A 21,315-nucleotide genomic window follows, 5' to 3' on the forward strand; every position below is an offset into this window, starting at 1 on the left:
AGTTAGGAAGTTCTGCTCATTTATTATTCAGAAAGAGATGCATCATTGCTGCCGGGATACATATTACCGGAACTATCAGTTTTTTACTACTTTTAACCGCAAATCAACCAATTACTGCCGGGGGAGGCAGGTTTCGGAACATGCAAGAAAATATGAATTTGGAGCGGCAATGGCTGGAGCAGTTGGCCGTGGGAGAGGAGTCGGCGTTCAGGCAGTTGTTCGACCGCTATCATCCCTTTATTTATTCTTTCGCACTGAGGATGACGGCATCCGACACTATTGCCAAAGATGTGGTGCAGGACGTACTGATAAAGATCTGGATAAACCGGCAATCGCTGCACACCATTGATAACCTGCCGGCATATATTAACAGGATGACCCGCAACCAGGTGTTGAACGGGATGAAACGCCGGGCGCATGAAGAAAGCATTATCAGGGAGCTGTATCCTTTCCGGGAAGATCACAATCATACCGAAGAAGCTGCGCTGGGAAAAGAGCTGGAACAATTACTGCATAAGGCTATCGGCCAATTGCCGGCACAACAGCAGCGGGTATACCGCATGAGCCGCCTCGAAGGGCTTAAGCATGACGATATCGCTTACCAGTTAAATATCTCCCGGGAAACTGTTAAAAAACATATGATGGCTGCACTCCGGTCAGTAAAACAATACCTGGAAGATAACGGCAACACCATCGGCCTGCTGGCTATCTGTTTGCTGGAAGTACGCCGCTGAGAATTTTTTTTCCTCCACTACCCCTTCTTTCCCTCCCGGTTGTCAGTAATGTAAATAGGACCACTTTATCTTATCAAACCACCAATATGCAAAGAGCAAGATGGGAATATTTGCTTAACCGGTTTTATAACCAGACCGCTCCGCCTGAAGAGAAAGCTGAATTAATGGCGGCGTTGCGGGAAGGCGAGCCCGATGAAGCAATACTGGATGAATTAATGGCCAGGCACATAACAGACATCACTTTGCCCGCCGCTGCGGCTGATGAATTGTATCAACAAATCCTGGCGCAGCTGCCGGCAGCAACACCACCGGTAAAACAAATGTTTGCCCGGAAGTGGTGGTGGGCGGCAGCTGCAGGGCTGTTCCTGCTGGGAAGTACGGCTTATTTTCTTCGTGACCATAGCCGCCCGCCGGCGCCGCAGTTTGCAAAAAAGACAGACGTGCCGCCAGGTACAAATAAAGCCGTGCTTACACTGGCAGATGGTACACAGGTAGTGCTGGACAGCAGCGGTAAACAGCTGATTCAGCAGGGGAATACCGCTATCAGTCAAAATGCGGGGGAGCTGAAGTATGACGTGAAAGCCGCGGGCAGTGAAGTGAGCTACAATGTACTCACCACACCACGGGGAGGACAGTTCAGGTTAGTACTGCCGGATAATTCAGCAGTATGGCTTAATGCGGCTTCCTCTATCCGTTATCCTACTGCATTTACCGGTAAAGAGCGATTGGTAACAGTTACGGGAGAAGCTTACTTTGAAGTGGCGCCAATGCCCGGACAACCATTCCGGGTGAGCCTTCCGGCAGGCGTTTCCGTGGAAGTACTGGGAACACACTTTAACGTGAACGCGTATACGGAGGAAAGCAGTATCCAGACCACCCTGACCGATGGGCGCGTACAGGTAGTGAAAGGCAGTGATAAAATATTGCTGCAGCCGGGGCAACAGGCGCAGGCAAATCCCCGTACTGCCGGCGTAGTAGTCAAATCGCTCACGCCCGCAGCGCTGTCACAGGTGATAGCCTGGAAGAATGGCATTTTTGATTTTGAAAAGATGGACCTGGAAGAAGTACTACGACAGGTATCGCGCTGGTACGATGTGGAAGTGATTTACAAAGGACCGGTACCGCACCGCATCTTTGGCGGCCAGTTATCAAGAAACCTCCACCTCTCCGATATCGTAGAGGTGATGCGCATGATGAAAGTAAATGTACATATAGAAGAAGGAAAGCGGCTGGTAGTACAGTCGCAGTAATACAAACGAAAACCGCCCCGGGGGCAACCGGAGCGGTAAGTAGCCTGGTTACTTAAATAGAAAAGTCTGGGTAGACTCATTATTAATCAACCATTAACTATTGCAAAAGTATGCAAATTTATGCGCTTTGTAAGGGCCATCCCATGTCTGGCCCTTTGGGACGTTCCAAAAAATCAACCAGTGGAACCAAGAGCAGTTTCCTGGCTAAAATCATCCGGGTTATGCGATTCACCGCTTATCTCCTGTTAGTTTGTTGTTTACATGTATCCGCCAAAGTGGTATCACAAACAATGACACTGAATGCTAATAACATTCCATTGAACCAGGTTTTTTCAGAGATCCGGAAGCAAACCGGCTACCTCGTATTTTACGACCTGGAATTAATTAAAGCCACGACGCCGGTTTCGGTGGCGGTAAAAGATATTCCCCTGGAAGCCTTTCTGACAGGGATATTAAAAGACCGCTCCCTGGTATACAGTATCCGGGATAAAAATATTATTATCCGGGAGAAGGAAATTGTGCCGGAAGCTGTTATTGACCAGGGTGCAGTAACAGGGATCATCATCGCTGTGGATGGCTCTCCCTTGCCCGGCGCCAACATCCGCGTAAAAGGAACGGCTGATTATGTGAGTACCGACGCTTCCGGTAAGTTCTCCATTAAAGCCAAACCAGGCGAAACGTTGCAGATCACTTTTATCGGTTTTCAAACAAGAGAAGTAATAGTGCCGCCTGCCGGTACACCGATGCGCGTGGTGATGGAAGCATCCGTGAGCGCACTGGATGAAAAAATAGTACAGGCGTACGGCTTCACTTCAAAGCGCATGGCCACAGGTAATATTGATAAAGTAGGCGGGAAAGAATTAAACCAGGCGCCTGTATCCAATGTGCTCGCTGCTTTACAGGGCCGAACGCCCGGTGTAATCATTACACAAACTACCGGTGTTGCCGGCGCAGGATTTAAAGTGGAGATCCGCGGCCGTACACAGGTCGACAAATACAACAGTGCCAGCAATGAACCGCTTTTTATATTGGATGGTATTCCGCTGGCCGCCAACAATGCGAACATCAACCTGCTGCAATCTGCTATCTCTGCTTATTCATCTACCGGTCTTAGTCCGATTAACAGCATCAACATGGCGGATATAGAAAGCATAGAAATTCTGAAAGATGCAGACGCCACGGCTATTTACGGCAGCCGCGGCGCCAATGGCGTGGTGCTCATCACCACGCGCCGTGGCAAGGCCGGCGCCACCCGCTTTAATCTTAATATTACTTCCGGCGGGAGCCGCGCTAAAATCCCGGATTTGCTGAGTACAAAAGATTACGTGGCAATGCGTAATGAAGCCTTTGCCAATGATAACAAAGTAAAAACTATCGCTAACGCTTACGACCTGCTGGTATGGGATACCACGCGCGATAATAATCTTGCCAAACAACTGATAGGCGGTACCGCCACTACTACCAATGCGCAGGCGTCTATCTCCGGTGGATCGGAGCTGGTACAATACCTCGCAGGCGGTGGCTACTACCGTGAAACAGATGTGTATCCCGGTAAATTTCCCAACACCCGGGCTTCCGGCCAGTTGAATCTGAACACCCGTTCCAACGACCGTAAGTTCAACGGCGCTTTCCGCGCAAATTATTCTTCCAGTAAAAATACTACCAGCAGCCGGGATCTCGCAGGCTCTATTACCATGCCGCCTAATTACGCACTTTATGATTCTGCCGGTGGACTAATGTGGAATGAAAAAGGCATCACGATGGATAACCCCCTGGCCTATATGCTTCAGAAATATTCCGCTACCACTGAAAGCCTCATGGCTGATGCGCTGCTTTCGTATATGATACTGCCGGGCCTTACTATCCGCAGCAGTATTGGCTATAACACCATGACGGTAAATGAACTGAGCCTCGTACCTAAAACCGCGCAGAATCCGCAAACACCAGACCTCACGGGCAGAGCTGCTTTTGGGAATAATAATTTCAAAAGCTGGATTGTGGAGCCGCAGGCGGAATACGCCACCTCATTTGGTAAAAGCAGGCTGGATATCCTTGCCGGCGCTACTTACCAGAGCCAGCAAAACAAAGGCTACAGCTTCACCGTAAAAGGATATACCAGTGATGAATTCCTGGGATCAATGACAGGCATTCCCGCCAATGCTTTTATAAGCCCTTCCAGCATTGCAAGCGAGTACAAATACCAGGCATTTTTTGGTCGTGTTAATTATAACTATGACGATAAATATATCCTGAACTTTTCCGGTAGAAGAGATGGCTCCAGCCGTTTCGGACCTAACTACCGCTTCTCCAACTTTGGGGCAGTGGGGGGCGCCTGGTTATTATCCGGCGAACCTTTTATGCAGGCTGTCCCCGTGATCAGCTTTGCGAAGCTGCGCGCCAGCTACGGCATTACCGGTAACGATAAGATAGGCGATTATAAATATCTTGATGCCTATACTTCTTATATCTTTTATCCCACGTATGGCAATCAGACTGCTTTTACTCCTTCCGCCCTGTTTAAACCAGACCTGCATTGGGAAAAGAACCTGAAGCTGGAAGTCGCGCTGGAAACGGGATTCCTGAAAGACAGGATCCTGTTTTCCGCGGCCTGGTACCGTAACCGCTCCAGTGATCCGCTGGTACAATATCCGTTGCCGGGTATTACCGGCTTTAGCACCATCACCGCCAACCTCGCGGGAGTACTGGTACAGAACAGGGGATTTGAATTTACCTTTACCAGCAATAATATCCGGAAGAAGAATTTTGAATGGGTAACGCATTTTAATCTCACTCTTCCTGATAATAAGCTGTTGCGTTTTGATGGACTGGACCAGACTTCCTATGCTTCTTCTTACCAGATAGGAAGGTCGCTGAACCTGGTATACATTGCCAGGTATGCCGGTATAGATCCCAACACAGGTTTATATACTGTTGAAGACCTCAATAAGAACGGCACCTTCCAGGTGAGTGCAAACACCGCCGGCGGAGATCTGCAGCCGTTGTTTGATACTGATCCTGAATACTATGGCGGTATGACCAACACCCTCCGCTTTAAACGGTTAACGCTCGATTTCCTTTTACAGTTTACCAAACAGAAAGGGGTGAACTGGATGTCGTATATGACTTCCGGCTTTACGTATTTACCTGCCGGCGCTATGCAAAATCTGCCTTATGAAGCGATGGACACCTGGAAACATCCCGGGGATGATGCGGCCTATCAGAAACTGATTACCGCCAACAGCGGCGCATCCAATTCTTTGTCGGGCTGGAATGCAGCTTTCTATTCCGATCTCAGATATGGCGATGCGTCTTTCCTGCGTCTTAAAAACATCTCGCTTTCCTGGGAGCTGCCTGCCGGCTGGTTGAAGAAAGCCAGGATCAGCAATCTGAGGGTATACGGACTTGCACAGAACCTGCTTACCTGGACGCCCATGAAAGTAGTGGATCCCGAAACGGCGTGGCTGAACAGACTGCCGCCATTACGAACTATCACCGCAGGTTTGCAGGTTGGTTTTTAAATCATTTTAACAGCGAATAACATGACAATGAATTTCCGATATAAATTTTTACTGGCAACGCTGATGCTGGGAGTTTCCTGCAATAAATTTGTAGACGTAGCGCTTCCCAACAGCCAGATTAGTACAGCCGCTGCTTTTGCTGACGATGAAAAAGCCAATTCGTCGATGCGTGGTGTTTATGCCAGTACCCAGAATGTGTGGGGCAGCGGGCCTTTCAGCGGTATGCTTTCTTCCTGCCTGGGGATTGCATCCGATGAACTGGAATGTGTTACCTATAACGACGACAACCAGGCGTTTGTGGATAATAATCTCACCGCCTCCTCCAGCGGAGTGAATACCATCTGGGCGGGTTTGTATAATATGCTGTACCAGGTAAACGTGCTGCTGGAAAATGTAGCAGCAGCACCCGGCGTATCTGCGCCGGTGAAACGGCAGTTGCTTGGTGAAGGACATTTTCTCCGCGCATATTGCTATTTCTATTTAGTGAATTCATTCGGTGATGTACCCATGCCGGTTACATCCGACTACCGGACTAACGCGCTGCTGGCACGCATGCCCGTTGATAAAGTGTATGACCTTATACTTAGCGACCTGGCCTATGCGCAGGAAAATGCAGGCACCGTATTTACAGAGGCAGGTAAGCGGATCCGCGCCAATAAATGGACTGCCACCGCTTTGTTAGCCAGGGTACAGTTGTACCGTAAGAATTGGGCGGAAGCCGAAAAGCAGGCCACTGCAGTGATAGCTGCCGGTCCGTATGCCATAGATTCCCTGAAGAATGTATTCCTGCTCACATCACAGGAAGCTATCTTTCAGTTTGCCAACGCAGGTACCAACAATTATACGATGGAAGGAAGCCGGATGACCGGTAGTCTTACCAATCCCGTTTTCCGTTTCACTACCTGGCTGGCCGGATCCTTTGAAGCAGGGGATCTGCGGCTGTCTGCCTGGACGCTTAAAGCATCCAATGGAGATACGGCGTATTATAAGTACAAAGCCTTGAATAATGGCAGCAACGAAGCCGTAGTGATGTTCCGCCTGGCAGAGCAGTACCTGATCCGTGCAGAGGCCAGGGCGCAGCAAAATAAGCTGGCAGATGCGATTGCAGATATTGATGTGATACGTAAACGCGCAGGCATTCCCTTGCTGGCGGACGTGAATCCAGGTATCGCCAAAGAAGCGCTGTTACAAATGATTTACAAGGAAAGGATGACAGAGCTGTTTGGTGAGCAGGGACATCGCTGGTTTGATGTGAAACGCACCGGGCAGGCAGATGCATTGTATTCCATCCGTAAAACACGGTGGCGTAAAGAAGCTATCCTGCTGCCCATTCCTCTCGGCGACAGGCAAAAGAATCCAAATCTTACACAGAACGAAGGTTACGAGTAATCAACTAAAAAAACATCTCATGAAAAATATTCTCAGCATTTTTATATTACTTCCGGGCTTTGCAATGGCCCAGCAACAAAACTTCCACCTGAAAGGAACAGTGGAAGAATGGAAAGGAAAAGACTCCGTATTTATCTATTATCTGCGGGATAACAAACAGGTAAAAGATTCCACGGTTGCCACAGACGGACACTTTGAGTTTAATGGAAGTATCAGTCAGCCGGTGCTAACCTACATTGCCCTGCATAAACCAATCAAGCCAACGGAGATCCGTGATAACTACCGCTTTTATCTCGAAGAAGGTAACATCCGGCTCCACGCAAAGGATTCCCTTCGCCACAGCATCATCACTTCAGGTAAAGTAAATGCAGATTATCAGGAACTGGAAAAGGCTATAGCTGTTACTTCCAAAAGGCTGCTGGCCCTTAAAATGGAAGCCGTTAAGAGCACACCGGAACAACGCAAAACGCCCGCTTTTGCTGCGCTGGAAAAGGAATACTATACCGGCCTGGATTCTATGGAAGCAATACGCATCCGGTTTATTAAAACGCATCCTGCTTCGTTTATGTCGCTGGAGACGTTGAATGTTATAGCCGGTAACACCATGCAGTTTCAGAAAACCGCCCCGCTCTTTGAGAAGCTGTCACCTTCCTTAAAACAAACGCCATTGGGGAAAGATTTTGCCAGTCGCCTTGAAACAGCGAAGAAAACGCTGACCGGCGTAGTGATGCCTTCCTTTACGTCGCTGGATACCGCGCGTAAAGAAGTACATCTTAAAGAAGTGGTGCAACACGCCAAAGTAACGCTGGTGGATTTCTGGGCCAGCTGGTGTGCGCCCTGCCGGGCGGAAAACCCTAATGTGGTAAAGGCATTCAATGCGTTTCATGAAAAAGGATTTGATATCATCAGCGTATCACTGGATGATAATGCTGATCGCTGGAAAGCCGCTATCATAAAGGACGGTATGCCCTGGCATCATGTTTCCGGGTTAAAAAAATGGGACGAACCGGTAGCGCAGTTTTTTGGTATACAGGGCATCCCTGATAATTTCCTGCTTGATGAACAGGGAAGAGTGATTGCGCGGGGATTGAAGGGAGTGGAGTTGTATAATAAGATTGCCGGGTTGTTGGAGAAGAAATAGTATTTTTTGAAAGAAAGGTGTACCTCCTGTGAACTTCTATACTTTTTGAGAAGAGGTTTACAGGAGTACATACAGATCTGCGTATACTTTTCTAGTCTGTGGTTTGAACAACTTAACTAATTGCAGAATTTAGATTTGCATTGAAATAGTGAAACCAGATTATTTGCCGCTCAACAAGCGTTTCAATTCATCAAATCGTTCTTTCGAGATCTCATTTACAGGCTCAATAAGATGAACTGTAGCTCCATTATGTAGAATTTCATAAAGTAATTATTTATCATAAATGCACAATTCAATTTAAAAAGTACCATTAGCCGGTTAAGCAGAACCTGATCTTCCATAATCACACACGAGTCACCGCCACTGGGCTTTAAAAGGTAATTTCAAAATCGTTGCATGCTGAAATAAAATAGCCTGGTCATTGACCAGGCTATCCCGTTTTAATGCAATATAAAAAGCCTCAATCCTCTTCCAAATACTCTTTATAAGCTTTCACTGCCTCAGCATTGAGTTTTGCTTTATTCCCGACGGTACTTTTCCCTTCAATCCAATGCATTAGCTGCGGCTCAAAATTGATCTTAGCAGGATCCGTCGGGTGTGGGCCGTTCAAAACATATTCCCAGTCTTCACTTTCATCTGTTTTGAAACGGTACAATATCATTGACACGGTGGGGTGTGCCTTCACGCGGGACACCTGCTCGATAGCTGTTACGTTATAGTCGTCGCTGAGGTAATAGGAGACGTAGCTGCGTCCTACAAGCTCCTGGGTAAGCAGGTGACGGATATGCGACAACTGTTTTTGTTGCTCTAATGCCTGAATGAATGGATATGCTTCGCTATGATCCGTGAGAATTTTGCGAAGGATATTATCGTTTACCTTGATGCCCTGGCTTATTAACCCACGTGTTCCCAGGGCACGCAGCGACATGGTAGTATCTGCCAGTAGCTCACGGAAGCTTTCAACAGCGGAAGAAGGCATGCCTGGTAGTGCTAGTATCCGGCCTGTACGCAGTAAGTCGTTTTGCCAATACCAGCTGCTGTCTGAATCTGGTTGCCGGTTCTTCCATTGTTTTAATTGTTGTTTAAAAAGTTGTGTCACACCGGGTAGGAGACGGTCGAGTTTATATTGTGTGAGCTGAGGAGAACGCCATATAGAATCGTCGCTGGTATACGCAGTAAAGGCATACAGGAAGCTCTCCGAACGGCTGGCAGTATTAATCATGGCGGGGAGGTATTGCTGATATAGACTGTCCTCCCTGAAAGAGAAAGCAAAAATATTCCGGGGAAACGAAGTGCCAACCGGTAGTTCCGGCGCCAAACGCAGAAAGGTCAGAATGGCGGAATCCGAAGAAATACTGGTCAGGAAGCGTAGTATATTTTTACGTTGCGGAACACTCTCTGTGGTAACGAATAATTTCTCGGCTGCATGCACCACGGAGTCGCTGGTTGCATTTTTCAGTGAAAGCAACAACTGGACTTTAGCGTTACTGATACCGGTATCGGCCGGGAAAGGCTTGTCTAGCGCACCTATAATAGGTCCGGTATCCGAGCTGTCAGGGTGAAGGTGTTTCAGGTAAGCGTTGGCCTTATTGAATATTGAAGTATCGGCACTTTGTAGATCCATCAACAGTCTGGAGAGCTTTTTCTGCTGAAGCTGCAGAGTATCTGTCCGGCTGGGATGAAAAGAAGAAAAATATTGCTGTGCATACCCGGTGCCTGCCAGTTCTTCTGGGACAATGGCTGATAACCGGTAAATGCTATGTCCGGCAACCACTGCTTTCCGGTAAAACCGTAAGCCGGTATTCCGGTGTTTCAGATCAGCCTCATATATAGACAAACCATCCTGGGAGTACTTTCGACTGCCGGTTATAATAAAGGTCGTGTCTATGTTAAACATATACGTTTTCAGGAGGCTGTCAGGTTCGTTATGATAGTAAGGGGAATATTTTTCTGTTTCTATTATATACATTGAATGAGAAGCACTATCCATAGACGTATAATAATTAACATCAACAAGAGATGATCCATATTGACGTTCGAGAGGTCCACCGGTAAACTTGTCCGGTCCGGTTATTATAAAACTGCTATCTGCAGGTACAAAGGCTATGACCGGGGCTTGTGACTGTAATGGAAGTATGTGAAAAGCCTGGAGGTAACGTTGCCAGTAGCTGCGATCTGTATGAGCGGTATCATAAGTTGTCATCAGGCAATAGGCAAGATTGCCACGGGGAATATAGTGTAAACGGGAAACAAAGCTATTGTTATGCCGATAAGTAAGCTGGTATTGGGGGAAACCGTCTTTTTCCGTTAAAACAGAGTCGGTCAGTTGTAATGTGCTGTCTTGCCGGAGTATTGATGCACGGAGGTATTCCAGCACCTGTTTATCATCAATATTATAATAACCCCGTTGCATTTTTTCTATACGCAATACATAAGAGATTTTATGGGCGTTATCTAATGCAGAATATACTTCTTCGGGGCGCATACCTTCCTTCATACCCACGTGGATATGATTGTGCTCCGATGGCAGAAGCATAGAGAAACCAAGCTTTGGTTGATATAACGTATCATATACCGTTTCAGGCCGCACAATATCATAGAAACGCACAGACCGGAAAAAGTCTTTTCTATCACTGCTGTCAGCTTTCTGGGAACTGTGCATAAATAGAAACGCCCTGTTGCTGATGATAAAGACACGTATATAAAAAGGCACGTCCTTTTGTAATAAGACTGCCTCTGTACCTGATATGTTGCGGTATGTGATAGGATAGGATTTTTGCAATATAGCATTATCCTGTGCTGCCATGTTGGCGATCATGGACTGCACCAATTGACGACGGTCAGTTGCCAGTTGAGGAATATCCATCGAAAAGGCAATCCCGGCTTCTATTTCATTGCCTCCGAGGAACATTTTACCATTTACACCCGGTAAAGGATATACTACAGGAACACCAGGCAATACAACGCTGTAACCATTTGCAATCCTGTTCAAGGAATATCCTTTCAGGCTGTCCAGCTGTTGTCGTTGGCGGCGTGTTTCGCCAGTAAATTTGGCACTTACCGGAGAAACAGTATATCCATTTTCCCGAAGTAACGATAACATACCTTTTTCACCAGGTAAATGGGCTACGCCTACAGCGGCGAAAACGCTACTTTTGTTAAGCATTGAAACAAGGTTGGTCACCATTTCCTTGTTCCGGACTTCCAGGCTGGGTCCATCCTCAGCGTCTTTCCAACCATCCACAAGTGTTGATATTTTCTGGAGATCGCCTTCATAATACAGGTCTGCGAGTTCATTGAGGTAGCTTACCCGTGCTTCGAGCCGGTCGGTTCGGTCTTGCGCATCACCTTGACCGGCGGGCTGGTAACCAATGCTCCACAGGAATATTTCTTTTTGCGCTTCCGAAACGTTCGCGCTCATAACGCCTAGCTGGTTCTGGATCTTTTCGAGGCTATGCACCGGTTTATTAAGCCTGGTGGCTTTCTGATGCAACCAGCCATCCAGGAATATGTTTTCCGGCTTTTGGCCAGGAGCTGCATTTTTATTAAGTTCTTCCTCTTCATCGACGAGCAGTTTTTCGATGAACCACAAACGCTTTAATTTCAGTTGATCAAGGGAAGATCCGGTTTTATCTTTTACCAGGCTGTCTACATAGTGGTACTCCTCAGTGTTCAGTAAGTGCCGCATATGGTTAACAGTATCCTGTAAGGGACCTCCGGGAGACAACATGTATGTCATCATTGAATCCATATCCACCTCCATGGCAAAAGCTGAAGTGTTGCGTAATGCTGTAAGCACGGAGTCGCTAAACTCAAATACGCGCCTATCAGTAAGGTGCATGGTGCCAAACAGGTAAGAGGGAGCCTGAAGGCCGGGTCCATCAATACGCCAAAGCAGTTGGTAATTTGCCCTGTTATTGGATTGGGCGTTTAAAAAAGCTGTTTGCATAAGCAGGGCTAACAGCAGGGTTATTGTTACGGGAACAAAGTGTCCGGCGTTTCGGGGCCGGCGCCAGGTACAGGAATTAAACATGGCGCAAATTTAATAACGCCGCGGCATGTTTGGAATCGAATAAAAGTTGTATTTAAGAGATTTTATTTACTATTAAATGAGGATGTTCGTTGCATACATGAGAAAAACCGGTCATTGACCCGGTTTTTCTCATGTATGCAACGAACGCTTTCTTATGTTCTATATCTGCAGCCTCCCTTAATACACCCTCCCCATGCTCGCCGCATCAAACGCCATCAGCTGATCAAACTGTTCCTCCTTCACTTTCTTCACCCAGTTAGGATCCTGCAAAATAGATCTCCCCACCGCTACCAGGTCAAAATCGCCCCGTTGAAAGCGCCGTTCCAGTTCACGCATATCCGTAACCACTTCTGAACCCTCACCGGAAAACGCGCCCATTACATCACCGGCAAGGCCCACGGAGCCAACGGTGATGGTAGGCTGACCGCTCACTTTTTTAATCCAGCCGCCTAAGTTGAGATCTGAGCCTTCAAACTCTGGTTCCCAGTATCTTCTTTGTGAGGCGTGGAAGATGTCTACGCCTGCTTCTGCCAGTGGAATGATCCAGTCTTCCATTTCTTTTGGGTTGTGCACCAGTTTTGCGTTATAGTCGGTGGCTTTCCATTGTGATACGCGCAGGATGATCACCAGGTCGGGGCCTGCGGCGGCTCTTATGGCTTTTATGATGGCGGTGGCAAAGCGGCTTCTTTCTTTGATGGTTTTGCCGCCGTAGTCGTCGGTGCGTGGGTTGGTTTTGTCCCAGAAGAATTCATCGATGAGGTAGGCGTGTGCGCCGTGAAGCTCTATGGCGTCGAATCCGGCTTCCTGGGCCGATTTGGCGGCGCTGGCAAATGCGGCGATGGTGGCTTCGATATCGCTGACCGACATAGTAGAAGGATTTTCTTTGGGCGCGGGTGGCATCCATCCCGTCATGCCGGGGGCGTCGCCGGTATGCCATATCTGTGGCGCAATAACACCATGTTGCGCATGTACGTGCTCTACTACATTTTTCCATGCTGCCAGTGCGGCGGCGCCATAAAAATTGGGAATGTCTTTTTCATTCTTCGATGCCGGGCGGTCGATCACGGTTCCTTCGGTGAGGATCAGTCCTACTTCGCCGGCAGCGCGGCGGGCGTAATAGTCAGCTACTGCCTGGGTGGGAATGCCATCCGGCGATGCCATGCGTGTCATGGGCGCCATCACAAAACGATTCTTCAGGTGCAGACCTTTGTATTGAAACGGTGTAAAAAACGATGCGTAATTCATTGAGTATATCTTTTACGCAAAGCAACAACCAAATGCTTAATTTTACAGCGGCTTAGGATCAATACCAGTAACCATAAGGTAAGTACAAATGAAACAAAAGACGTTCAGCAAATACAGTGATTGCCCGAATAAACGGTCAAAATCAATTATCGGCTCCCGGTGGAAACCCATTATTATTTATGCCTTACGCAAGCGTAAAATCCGCTTCGGGCAACTACATGCTATTGTAGGGGATATTTCTGCAAAGGTGTTTGCAAAATGTCTGAAAGAGCTGGAAGCAGATGAGATTATTGTTCGTGAAACATTCACGGATACGCCTGGACGTGTAGAATACAGCCTTACTCCAAAAGGTGTGGCACTGGTGCCCATTATTGTATCCCTGTTGCAGTGGGAGTGGAAACACTATGAGATGAACCAGCCTTCATAACCCCAACATATTAGTAATTATCGCCCTGTTTTCACTTCGTACAGAAGCTACCTGTACCAGAAAATTCTATTCCCATCTTTCCCATAAGGCTGTAAAATCAATACCAGCAAACGTTTTCCCAGCTCTTTACCGGTGTGTAATAATTTATAATTATAGCTAATACGAATTTATTTATAAAATAATAATATTTGTTACTAATTTATGCAGCAAAATAGATGGCCATTGCCTTTGGGAGACCTGGCTTTTTTCTAGCCATATAAATTGTATTCCACGATATGATTTATATAAAAGAAGAGATATGAATATACCAGATGCTGAATTAGTAGTGCGGTTACAAAACCACGAAGTAAGCGCCTTTGATAGTTTGTATTGGAAGTATCACGGGGCCGTATACCGGAATATTTTCAAGTTTGTGAAAGATGATGTGGTTACAGAAGATATTCTCCAGGATGTTTTCGCACGCCTGTGGGAAAAGCGACAGGATATCGAACCAGACCAGTCTGTAAGTGGTTGGTTGTTTGTTATCAGTTTTAATATGTGTGTATCTTTTGTAAGGAAAAAGCTGCGTGAACAGGCTTTCCACAAAAACATCTTCCAAACCGACGCCGATGATGCGGTAGCCATCGAGCGTAAAAACATCGACGAAGAACAATATCATTTGCTGGAACAGGCGATTTCAAAACTATCTCCTAAAAAAAGAACAATAGTAACAAGATGTAAACTGGAAGGTAAAACCTATGAAGAAGTAGCCAATGAACTGAACATCTCCCGTAATACTGTAAAAGAACACCTGTCTGCCGCCATGATCAAGCTAAACGACTATATGCAACGTAACGGCGACCGTAAGTATATCGTGCTCCTGATGCTGTTCCTGAACTACCATGATTCATAAGCAGACGAACCCGTTTCATATTATCTTTTAATTAATATTTTGTTTTTTCAAAAAAAGTTCAAAAAGAACCCACCCTTTTTTATTAACTGCGCGTATTTAGATTAAACCATCACGCTAGTGCCCAACAGAAAGGAATATCTCAAACAGCTGTTAAGTAAAGATCAATGGACTGCCACAGAGCAGGAGTGGATGGTAGAATACCTCGATGCCAATGATTTTTCCGAACTGGAAACAGTAGCCGCCGAATATTTTGAGGCCGACCTCCTAACGGCAAAGCATATATTAGATAAACGCCTGTCGGACAGGATGTTGAATAACATTCACCAGCGTATAGGCGTTACAGATAGTTCTTTCAAAGGTATTTTCCGGTTGTTCAAACACAAAGCCGCAGCGGCAGCCGCTGTATTACTGCTGGCAGGAGCCGCCTGGTATATGTTGCTCCACGACCGCGTAAAACAAAAGGTATTTGCCACCACATCAGAACGGCAAACCGTGAAATTACCCGACGGTTCAGTGGTACACCTCGAGAAAGGCTCCAGTATCACCTATCCGGAAGTATTTGATAAAAAAAATCGTGAAGTAATATTAAAAGGAGAAGCTTTCTTTGAAATCAACCATGATGCGAAACATCCTTTTATCATCTCCTCTTCGCTGATCAACACTACCGTACTGGGTACCTCCTTTAACATGGAAGTACACGAAGGCAACGCCGCCAGGGTAGTAGTGGTATCAGGAATGGTACAGGTGAACACCCGTGAAGGCAAACCGCATAAAAATGGCCAACTGGTATTAACAGCCAACAAAAGCGCGGTATATAACCCGGCCTCGCAAGACCTGCTGTTACAGGATGGAACAGAAGATGCAATATTCTTTGCCCAGAAAATGAGCGGCAAATTCATTTATAAGGGAGATCCTTTGTCCAAAGTGGCAACAGACCTGCAGCGATATTATAACGTGCCGGTAATAACCGACCAAAAATCAGCACAGTGCAGGTTCTACGGATCTTTTAACACAGTGGACGATTTAGAGAAAGCACTTGCATTAATTGCTTTTTCATTAGATGCCAGAGTCAAAAAAGATAATATCAATAAAGGATATATCATCGTTGGTGGGAACTGTAGGTAATAAATAACGACCGCTATATCGTTAACCAAACTATATATTCAAAATGAGAAACTGCTATCAACAAAGCTGAACCAAAATTTAAGAAGGAGAAAGATTAAAGTCTGGTATACTATCCTGGTGGCCTTTAGCCTGAAAGAACTTCATGCTGGTTAGTTAACTAAGTGATCACAAAAATTGATCACAGGGCTGCCTATTGCCAATACTTACCGTAAATAAACCGTAGAACTATTTTCAACCAAACTAAACAGTACATGATACAAGTAATACCCTTACCGCCCGGCTAACATATTGCCATGATATAGTTGAGTAAAAAATACCCTGCTTATGCAGAAGGCCCTCTATTGCCCGGTTTTGTCCAAAAGCCGGAACGGGGAACCTATGGCCCAAAGAAACCAATAAAAAACAATTATGTTCAGAAGAAAACTATCATTCATCTATTGCTTACTGCTCCTGCTGGCAGTGACGCAAGCCCATGCCGGCAACGGTTTGCAGGACGCACTCGATAAAAAAATTACGATCGAATTAAAGAATGTCATTTTAAAAGATGCACTGGAAAAGATAGGCAGCCTCGCAGAGGTATCCTTTGTATACGTAGGCAATGAAGCACTGGATGTTAATAAGGTAAGCGTGAATGCTCACAACGAAAAAGTAGGCGACCTCCTTAATAAACTACTTACTCCTTACTCGCTTTCCTATAGCGTGATGTACGACCGCGTAGTGATTAAACACGACAGTGGCAAGAAACTGAATCCACTAACGGTAACGAATACACTGCTAAAGATCAATGTTCCTATTACAGATGTAAAAGGAGTGGTGACCAATGAAAAGAAAGAACTCCTGCCCGGCGTAAGCATCGTTATCAAAGGTACCTCACGTGGGGTCACCACCAACGATAAAGGCGTATTTGAACTGAAGAAGATCGCCAACGATGCTATCCTCGTATTTAATTTTACCGGGTATAAAACAGAAGAAATCAGCGTTGCAGAATTCAGAAGCGGCGCACTTACCATCGTACTGAAAGAAAAACCTACCCGCCTCCAGGAAGTAGTGGTAACGGGTTTCCAGAGCATCGATAAAACAAAATTCTCCGGCGCCGCTACCAGGCTGAAAGGAGAAGATGTGAGAATTGATGGCATGACGGATGTAAGCCGCATGCTGGAAGGAAAAGTAGCCGGCGTAGCCATCCAGAACGTATCCGGTACCTTCGGCACCGCCCCCAAAGTACGTATCCGCGGCGCTACCTCTATTAATGGCGACAACAAGCCATTATGGGTGGTAGACGGTGTGGTACTGGAAGACGTGGTAAATATCTCCAATGATCAGCTCTCCAGCGGTGATCCCACCACCTTGCTGGGTTCCGCAGTAGCCGGCCTCAACTCCAACGATATCGAAAGCTTCGACATCCTGAAAGATGCCGCGGCAGCGGCGTTATATGGCGCCCGCGCTATGAACGGCGTTGTGGTGATCACCACTAAAAAAGGTCGTGCAGGCAAGCCCGTTATTAACTACAGCGGCAACTTCAGCACGCAGCTGAAACCAAACTACAACAACTTTAATATCATGAACTCGGGCCAGCAAATGTCGGTACTGGCAGAACTGGAAAGAAAAGGTATCCTCAACTCCGACATCCTTTCACGGGGAGATATCGGTGTATTTGGTAAATTATATGAAAAACTGGATGCAGACGGAAACGGCAACTTCCCGGTAGAAAACGATCCCGAACATAGGAAGGAATTTTTGCTGCGCTATGCCAAAGCCAATACCGACTGGTTTGGACTGCTTTTCCGCAACAACTTTGTACAGGAACATTCCCTCAGCATCTCTTCCGGTACAGATAAATCTCAATCTTATTTCTCTACCAGCTTTTATAGCGATAACGGCTGGACCCTCGCGGATAAAGTAACCCGCTACACACTGAATTATCGTAACACCTATAAACTCTCCGACAGGTTATCCGCCGGATTCTCTTCACTGGCCTCTGTGCGCCGTCAGAAAGCGCCCGGCGCCCTCACCCGCAGCAGTAACCCTGTAGAAGGACAATACGACCGCGATTTCGATATTAACCCATTCAGCTATTCGCTGAATACAAGCCGCACACTTACTGCCTATGATCAAAATGGACAATTGGAATACTTCAGAAGAAACTATGCTCCCTTCAATATCATCAACGAACTCGAAAATAATTACCTCGATCTGAACATGATGGATCTGCGCCTGCAGGGCGATCTGTCTTTTAAACTCACCAAAAACATCCGCTACGAATTTACCGGTGCTATCAGGTATGTAAAATCTTCCCGTGAACACCAGATCACAGAGAACGCCAACATGGCCAACGCTTACCGCGCCGCCGGGAATGCTACCATCGCAGAAAGGAACAAATTCCTTTACCGCGATCCGGAAAATCCCGACGCACAACCGGTAATAGTATTGCCCGCCGGCGGCTTCTATAACCGCACGGAAGACCAGCTGCTGAACTATGATTTCCGCAATGGCCTCAACTACTCCGACACCTTCGCGCAGAAACATAATATCAACGTACTGGTAGGTCAGCAGGTAAAGTATGCCGATCGCCAGAACGCTTCCAATACCGGCTACGGTTATCAGTATGAAAATGGCGGCGCCACTTTCACCGACTACCGCATCCTGAAACAAACCATTGAAAGCAATTTCCCTTACTTCGGCATGAGCAGGGACTATGATCGCTTCGCCGCCTTCTATGCTACCGGCACCTATGCCTATAACAACAAGTATAACTTTACGGCTACCGGCCGCTACGACGGTTCCAACCGTCTCGGTCAATCCCGTAAAGCAAGATGGCTGCCCACCTGGAGCGTGGCCGGTTCCTGGAATATAGACCGGGAATCTTTCGCCGCTAACATCCGTCAGCTGGACTATCTCACGCTGCGCGCCAGCTACGGCTTAACCGCGAGCATGGGCCCTGCTACCAATTCAAACATCGTATACCAAACCGTTAATACCAACAGGCCACATCTCACAGAAGTAGAGTCGGTGATCCGCTTGTCGCACCTGCAGAATGATGAACTCACCTGGGAGAAATTATACACCACTAACATCGGCGTCGATGGCGGGCTTTTCAACGGCCGCCTCAATTTTAGTATAGATGCTTACACACGCAAAAGCTTTGACCTGATCAGCCGCATCAAAACTTCCGGCATCGGCGGGGAAATGTTTAAAGCCGCCAACTATGCGGATATGGATTCAAGGGGAGTGGAAGTCATGATAGGCGGCGATGTGGTCCGTAGTAAAGTTTGGGGCTGGAAATCCAACGTTACGCTCGGATACAGCGTAAACAAAATTACCAACGCAAAAAATATTCCCGGCATCTTCGACCTAGTGGTAGCAGAAGGTGGTAACACCGAAGGTTACCCGGTACATAGTCTTTTCTCGCTGCAATACACTGGTCTTGATCCTAAATCAGGCTCCCCGTCCTTTATCAACCAGGACGGCGTTATCAGCGGCGATGTGAACCTGCAATCATTAAATACAGCTCACCTGGTATACGAAGGTCCGGTTGATCCACCGGTTACCGGTGGTTTTTCCAATACATTCCGCTATAAAGCCTTATCACTGAACATATTTTTTACTTACCAGTTTGGCAACAAGATCCGCTTGTATCCTGCCTTTAAAACTTCTTATTCAGACCTCGATGCCATGCCCAAAGAGTTTTATGACCGCTGGGTAATGCCGGGAGATGAAAGTAAAACCGGTGTTCCTTCTATGCTGGATGCTTTTGAACAGATCTTGCTGAGAGGCGCTCACCCCTACAATAATTATAACTATTCCACCGAAAGAGTGGCAAAAGGAGATTTCATCCGCCTGAAAACAGTTTCGCTTACCTACCAGCTGCCGGGTGAACTTATCAAACGTGCAGGAATAAGCAATGTAGCAGTAAGTGCCGCCGCCATTAATCCCTGGCTGATTTATGCAGATAAAAAACTGCAGGGCCAGGACCCCGAGTTTTTCAACGCTGGTGGTGTGGCACAGCCTATCCAGAAACAATTCACTTTTTCATTAAAAGTAGGTATTTAAAAAGAAGAGCTATGTCAATCTACTATATAACGTCTGCGAATAAACGAAAAATAAAGCCTGTCATTATAGGAGCGTTTGCACTGATGACCCTCGTAACCGCCGGCTGTAAAAAATACCTGGAACAGGTACCGGACAGCACCTGGACGGACCTCAGTTCACCGGTAAAAGTAAGCAAGCTGCTGGGATCCGCCTATCCGCAGGCCAGCTACATCACCATGTGCGAAGCCATGTCCGACAATGTGGGCGACAAAGGAGTAGGAGAGTACTACCGGCCTAACGGTGACGCCTACCTGTTTAACGACATTCAATGGATAGAGGAAGACTCTCCCGAAGCTTACTGGCGAGCCTGTTATACTGCTATTGCCGCCGCCAACCAGGCGCTGGAAGCCTGTGGAAAAGCTGCTGATCCCGCCGCTTACACCCGTCAGCGGGGAGAAGCGCTGCTGGCCAGAGCCTATGCCCACTTTATGCTGGTAAACATTTTTGCCAAAACCTACGATGCCACTACCGCTGCAAATGATCCGGGCATACCATATGTAACCGTGCCGGAAACAGTGGTAATGAAACAGTACGAGCGTAAAACAGTGGCATACGTGTATGACATGGTAGAGAAGGATCTGCTCTCCGGATTGCCGCTGATCAGCGACGACGCCTACAGCGTACCACGTTTTCATTTTAACCGCAGCGCAGCATATGCCTTCGCCACCCGGTTCTACCTGTATAAAAAAGATTACCCGAAAGTAGTAGCCTATGCCGACAATACTTTTTCAAACAATGATGTAGCCTCCAACATGCGCCTGTGGAATACCACTTATGGCAGCATGTCTCCGGCGCAGATCTTTGACATTTATGCCAATGCCAATGAAAAAGCCAACCTGCTGATCGTGGAAGCGCCTTCCCTGTGGGGGCGCAATGCAGGCCGGCTCCGGTATGATCTCGACTTTCAGCATGAAGCGCTCATTCTCGGCCGGAATGTTACCGGCGGCGTTTGGTCGTACCCGTTATACTACTACGGCTCACAGGATTATTTTGTGCCAAAGCTATCCGAGTATTTTGTGAAGAACTCCGTGAATGCCACCATTGGCCAGCCCTATGTAATGACGCCCCTGTTCACTACCGAAGAAGTATTGTTTAACCGTGCAGAAGCCAATGCATATCTCAATAACACCAGCGCCGTATTGAAAGATCTCAACCTGTTTGCCAGTAAACGTATCCGGAATTACAACGCCTCGGAACATAATATTTCCCTGCCGGCGATGCAGAGCTTTTACGGTATCAGCGATGTAAAAACCGTTTGTATCCGTACCATCCTCGATTTCAAACGCGCAGAATATGTACAGGAGGGGCAGCGCTGGTTTGATCTGCAACGATATAAAATACCCGTGGTACACACCACCCGCGAAGGAAAGGTACTGGAGTTAAAGGCCGATGATAACCGCCGCCTGTTCCAGATCCCGGCTTCCGCCACTACCTCAGGAATAGCATTGAATCCAAGATAATAACACAGCGAT

General features: G+C 47.0%; 12 protein-coding genes. 10 read left to right on the forward strand and 2 right to left on the reverse strand.

Going from position 1 to position 21,315, the window contains the following annotated elements:
• The first annotated feature begins 152 nt into the window (after positions 1-152).
• The 5 genes from V7S65_RS06380 (at position 153) to V7S65_RS06400 (ending at position 8,032) form a co-directional block, all read left to right on the forward strand.
• Positions 153-734, forward strand: coding sequence for an RNA polymerase sigma factor (locus V7S65_RS06380; RefSeq protein ID WP_159454148.1), 582 nt, complete (start codon positions 153-155; stop codon positions 732-734).
• Positions 735-820: 86 nt separating this feature from the next.
• Entirely contained in the window at positions 821-1,984 is a 1,164-nt protein-coding gene (locus tag V7S65_RS06385) for a FecR family protein (RefSeq protein ID WP_336388819.1), read from the forward strand.
• 221 nt (positions 1,985-2,205) lie between these two features.
• Positions 2,206-5,502 (forward strand): SusC/RagA family TonB-linked outer membrane protein, encoded by a 3,297-nt coding sequence (locus V7S65_RS06390; protein WP_336388818.1) that lies wholly within the window; start codon positions 2,206-2,208, stop codon positions 5,500-5,502.
• Between the two features lie 21 nt (positions 5,503-5,523).
• The gene (locus tag V7S65_RS06395) at positions 5,524-6,891 is read left to right on the forward strand and encodes a RagB/SusD family nutrient uptake outer membrane protein (RefSeq protein ID WP_336388817.1); all 1,368 of its coding nucleotides are present in this window, start codon (positions 5,524-5,526) and stop codon (positions 6,889-6,891) included.
• A 19-nt stretch (positions 6,892-6,910) separates the two neighbouring features.
• Positions 6,911-8,032, forward strand: a complete 1,122-nt coding sequence (locus V7S65_RS06400) for a TlpA disulfide reductase family protein (protein WP_336388816.1) — start codon at positions 6,911-6,913, stop codon at positions 8,030-8,032.
• A gap of 460 nt (positions 8,033-8,492) precedes the next feature.
• Here V7S65_RS06400 and V7S65_RS06405 read toward each other — a convergent pair whose 3' ends face one another.
• Complete coding sequence (locus V7S65_RS06405) at positions 8,493-11,981, reverse strand: TraB/GumN family protein (RefSeq protein WP_336388815.1); 3,489 nt, start codon at positions 11,979-11,981, stop codon at positions 8,493-8,495.
• Between the two features lie 261 nt (positions 11,982-12,242).
• A complete protein-coding gene (locus V7S65_RS06410) occupies positions 12,243-13,310 on the reverse strand; it encodes an oxidoreductase (RefSeq protein ID WP_336388814.1) in 1,068 nt (355 codons plus the stop codon).
• A gap of 88 nt (positions 13,311-13,398) precedes the next feature.
• Here V7S65_RS06410 and V7S65_RS06415 point away from each other — a divergent pair, with 88 nt between their 5' ends.
• The 5 genes from V7S65_RS06415 (at position 13,399) to V7S65_RS06435 (ending at position 21,303) form a co-directional block, all read left to right on the forward strand.
• A complete protein-coding gene (locus tag V7S65_RS06415) occupies positions 13,399-13,737 on the forward strand; it encodes a winged helix-turn-helix transcriptional regulator (RefSeq protein ID WP_079467656.1) in 339 nt (112 codons plus the stop codon).
• Between the two features lie 298 nt (positions 13,738-14,035).
• Positions 14,036-14,629 (forward strand): RNA polymerase sigma factor, encoded by a 594-nt coding sequence (locus V7S65_RS06420; protein ID WP_079467655.1) that lies wholly within the window; start codon positions 14,036-14,038, stop codon positions 14,627-14,629.
• A gap of 117 nt (positions 14,630-14,746) precedes the next feature.
• Positions 14,747-15,754, forward strand: a complete 1,008-nt coding sequence (locus tag V7S65_RS06425) for a FecR family protein (protein WP_111580485.1) — start codon at positions 14,747-14,749, stop codon at positions 15,752-15,754.
• Between the two features lie 408 nt (positions 15,755-16,162).
• Positions 16,163-19,804, forward strand: a complete 3,642-nt coding sequence (locus tag V7S65_RS06430; RefSeq protein ID WP_336388813.1) for a SusC/RagA family TonB-linked outer membrane protein — start codon at positions 16,163-16,165, stop codon at positions 19,802-19,804.
• 11 nt (positions 19,805-19,815) lie between these two features.
• The gene (locus V7S65_RS06435) at positions 19,816-21,303 is read left to right on the forward strand and encodes a RagB/SusD family nutrient uptake outer membrane protein (protein ID WP_336388812.1); all 1,488 of its coding nucleotides are present in this window, start codon (positions 19,816-19,818) and stop codon (positions 21,301-21,303) included.
• Positions 21,304-21,315 lie beyond the last annotated feature (12 nt).

Source organism: Chitinophaga sp. CCNWYY40 (assembly GCF_037483205.1).
GTDB classification, from domain to species: Bacteria; Bacteroidota; Bacteroidia; order Chitinophagales; family Chitinophagaceae; genus Chitinophaga; species Chitinophaga ginsengisegetis.